Source organism: Bacillus sp. JJ722, from assembly GCF_036963345.1.
Taxonomy (GTDB): Bacteria; Bacillota; Bacilli; order Bacillales; family DSM-1321; genus Bacillus_AD.
In genome coordinates this window covers 1-3,308 of the sequence record NZ_JBALMO010000289.1, presented here as the reverse complement: position 1 = coordinate 3,308, position 3,308 = coordinate 1, and the positions used below count along the sequence as shown (strand labels likewise).

Genomic DNA, 3,308 nt, shown 5'->3' with positions numbered 1-3,308 from the left:
ATATTTATGTTAGTGATAAATTACTGAAACAATTTATTTCTGACCCATTAGTTGTAAATACTGATATTATATTTAATAAAAGTTATGATCGTGTATTGAATACTCAAGTTAAAGATTTAGTAAAGAACAATAAAAATATAAGCGTATCATCAAAACTTGATCAAGCTGATAATATGCAACAATCAGAAAATAAAATGAAGATTTTAGGTGGAGGGTTATCAGCTATTTTAGCGCTAATTGGTATATTAAACTATATCAATATGATGACAAGCGGGATTCAAAGTAGAAAGAAAGAACTTGCTACTTTAGAATGTGTCGGAATGACACAAAAACAAATTAGAAAAATGTTAACACTTGAAGGATTAGGATATGGCGTTACTACACTTTTACTCGTTTCAACATTTGGATTAGGTATTACTTATTTTATATTTCAGAGCTCAAATACTTTACAAGTCGATTTCGTTTTTCCTTTTATTCCTGTGATCATGGTGTACACAATCATATTAGGATTATGCGTTAGCATTCCTTCTATTGTCTATCGATTTATTCAAACAGAAAGTATGATAGAGCGACTTAGAGGAATAGAGTAAACTTTTATGAAAGATTAATTCCTCCATTATTATATGAGCCTGTTTTGTAAAAACAAAACAGGCTCAACCATAGAAAAACTCAATGTTTTACTAGTTTTGTTTGCATGGGCATATTTTAAGGTAGTATAGGTAGGGAGATATTCAAAAGGGTAATATAAGGATATAGCTAAAGCAAATAGACTTCCATTAGAACAGATATACTTAAACAATAAAAGCGCTTATTCAAATTCATGGAAGCAGCTGAAATTAAATTTGAATATGGGCAAGAGCAAAGTGATGAACTATACATATATTGAATAAAATGACCACTTGAACTAGTTATTTAAAGCAATAACATAGAAAAACTTTTAATTTTTATTTTTCCAATCATTATAAAAACTCTTGATGGTATGATTTATTTCATTTAATGTAAGTAAAATTTAAAAAAGCATCATAAATGTAACCATTTCTCCTGTAATGTACGACAGTGCCGCAATAACTACCATCCAGAACCAAAAAAACAAACCTACTGTTCATAAATGATCCTCCTATAGACATTTAAATAATTTATTAATTGATAAAGAAACAAACTTCTTCACCCACCTGGCTCGATTACAGTATAAAAAGCGATTTCTCGTAATGAAAAATCGCACCAAGTGACATTATCTTTTCTTCAAAGTTGATTAACCAACCTTAGTTTTGGTTAGTACAACAAATAAAAAACCTAAACCTATCAATTTTCAATTGGATCACCTTCTTCAATAGCTTTTACTTTGATTTCATATTCATCCAAGTTGTTTTCTTTTGCCGCTACAGCTAAAGCATTTCCAATTTCAAATCTGCGTTCTTCTGTAAATGGTACATGTGCTCTAATATCATAAACTTCTAAAGATACGCCAGCATCATCCTAAAATGCTTCTATATCTCTCGTTTTTTCTCTGTTTCTATGTATCTTATCCCCAAAAATATCATTAAGGTTACTATTAGTATGCTTAACCCTTTAAGTATATGCTTAAATACTTTCACTTTTGTCTTTTATCCCCAATCTACCCGTTCGTATTTTAAGAATAAATAATGGCTAATTTATAAGCTCTGTTTTTGTGTTAGCTGATATTTTTGCTCCATTTTCTTGGTCAAAATAAATTATATAATCCCCTTTTGGTAAATCATCAACCGATTCATATATATTACTATAATTTTCATCAGGCTTTAAAGTTCCTTGTTTAAGAATTAAATCCTTCTTAAGATGCTGAATTTTATAATGAAATGTATTTACACCTACATTCTTAACTTGTATTTTCAAAGGAACATCTCCTGGATATTTAAACCCTATATTACTTTGACCACCTTCAGCAATTACGGTAGAGTCAACCATTATTGCTGAAGGTAATCCAGCCTTCTCTGTATGGGGATCTTTAACAATTTGTTCTTGCTTTTCAGTTTCTACTAATTCGGGTTTATCTTCAACATTCTTTTCATTTGAAAAACTGCAACCCGCAACAAATATTACCAATAATAGTATTATTAAATTATACTCAATCTTTTCTCTAGAAATGAGATTTCACTCCGTTTTAATTTAAAAAATATTCTGATATATTCATAGTAATTGTTATGTAATTATTATTCAACTCCTTTTGGTAAATGAGAAATGTTTAATACTCTAAAATATATCTGTTGTAAACTAACCTTTTTCGGATGATATAAATTCAACATTTTATGTGGACAAAAAAAAGAAGTCAAATACATGACTAATAGTGTTTGTTGTGTGTATTAAACACTAACTGAAACTTGACGTTCAGTAGAATCGGATTTCAATAGATGTTGTGCTTGTTTGTAAGCAAGCAATTCTGTATCATAATTTGATTCAACTTCATCTCTATCTCGATTAGTTTGACTTTTAATCTCATTATTTAAATTAATATCTTGACTTTTTAACTGAACATTAGATTCATTTAACACATCGCCAATTTTCTCAGTAGTTTGCTTAATACGCTCACTCAAATTAGAAATTTGATTATTTTTAGAAGTTGTTGAAAATCCATCAAGTCTAATTTCAGTTTTTAAAGCTCTCTGTTGCCATTCCATTCGATCCTTTGCTGAATAAAGTTGATTAAACTGAGAAACATTACCTGAAAGATTGAGTAAGTTCGAAAATTTTTCCATTTGAATTTCTTCTTCTGTTTTAAGCTCTTCATTCATTGATTCTTCATTGCCCTGCTCTTTTTTATCCAGATTCAAAGCTTTTTGTCTTTCTTCAATCATTTGTTGACTTATTTTCTCATCCAATGCTAATAGCTGCTCATCAAATTCTTTCATACGCTCTTTAATGATATCCATACTTGTACCCTTTTCAGTAGCCTCTTGCATAAATTGATTCTTACTCTCTGTTAATCTTTGCTTTTGTTCAAGCAATGAATCTAGCATACTATTCTTCTTCATTGCACCTATATTAGATTGCAACTGTCTACCAGCCATACTAATAGAAATAGTATCTGAATTACTTCTAATGTTTTGCTGATTCTCTCTGGTATCATTTTTAGGTACATTATAATAATTATTAGATTTTGCATAAGTCGATTCAAAAATAACTTGCATGCTGTCACCTCTATCTGCACAAACTACTCAATCTTTATGTTGTATCGTCACTTTTTTCGTAAAATTAAGAATATTTATTTACGAATTTTTTACAATTACTTATATTTACTGTCTTATTTTATCCAGTTCTAACTGGCGCTAAGA

General features: G+C 29.4%; 3 protein-coding genes. 1 reads left to right on the top strand and 2 read right to left on the bottom strand.

Annotation, left to right across the window (positions count from 1 at the left end; all coding sequences use genetic code 11):
• Nucleotides 1-590 (top strand): ABC transporter permease (locus tag V7014_RS24005; RefSeq protein WP_335511088.1); only part of this gene is annotated, 590 nt, incomplete at its 5' end.
• A gap of 1,057 nt (nucleotides 591-1,647) precedes the next feature.
• On the opposite strand, the gene V7014_RS24000 is transcribed toward V7014_RS24005, so the two are convergent.
• The gene (locus V7014_RS24000; RefSeq protein ID WP_335511086.1) at nucleotides 1,648-2,082 is read right to left on the bottom strand and encodes a hypothetical protein; all 435 of its coding nucleotides are present in this window, start codon (nucleotides 2,080-2,082) and stop codon (nucleotides 1,648-1,650) included.
• Between the two features lie 257 nt (nucleotides 2,083-2,339).
• On the bottom strand, nucleotides 2,340-3,164 hold the full coding sequence (locus tag V7014_RS23995) for a hypothetical protein (RefSeq protein ID WP_335511084.1): 825 nt from the start codon (nucleotides 3,162-3,164) through the stop codon (nucleotides 2,340-2,342).
• Between the last annotated feature and the right edge of the window lie 144 nt (nucleotides 3,165-3,308).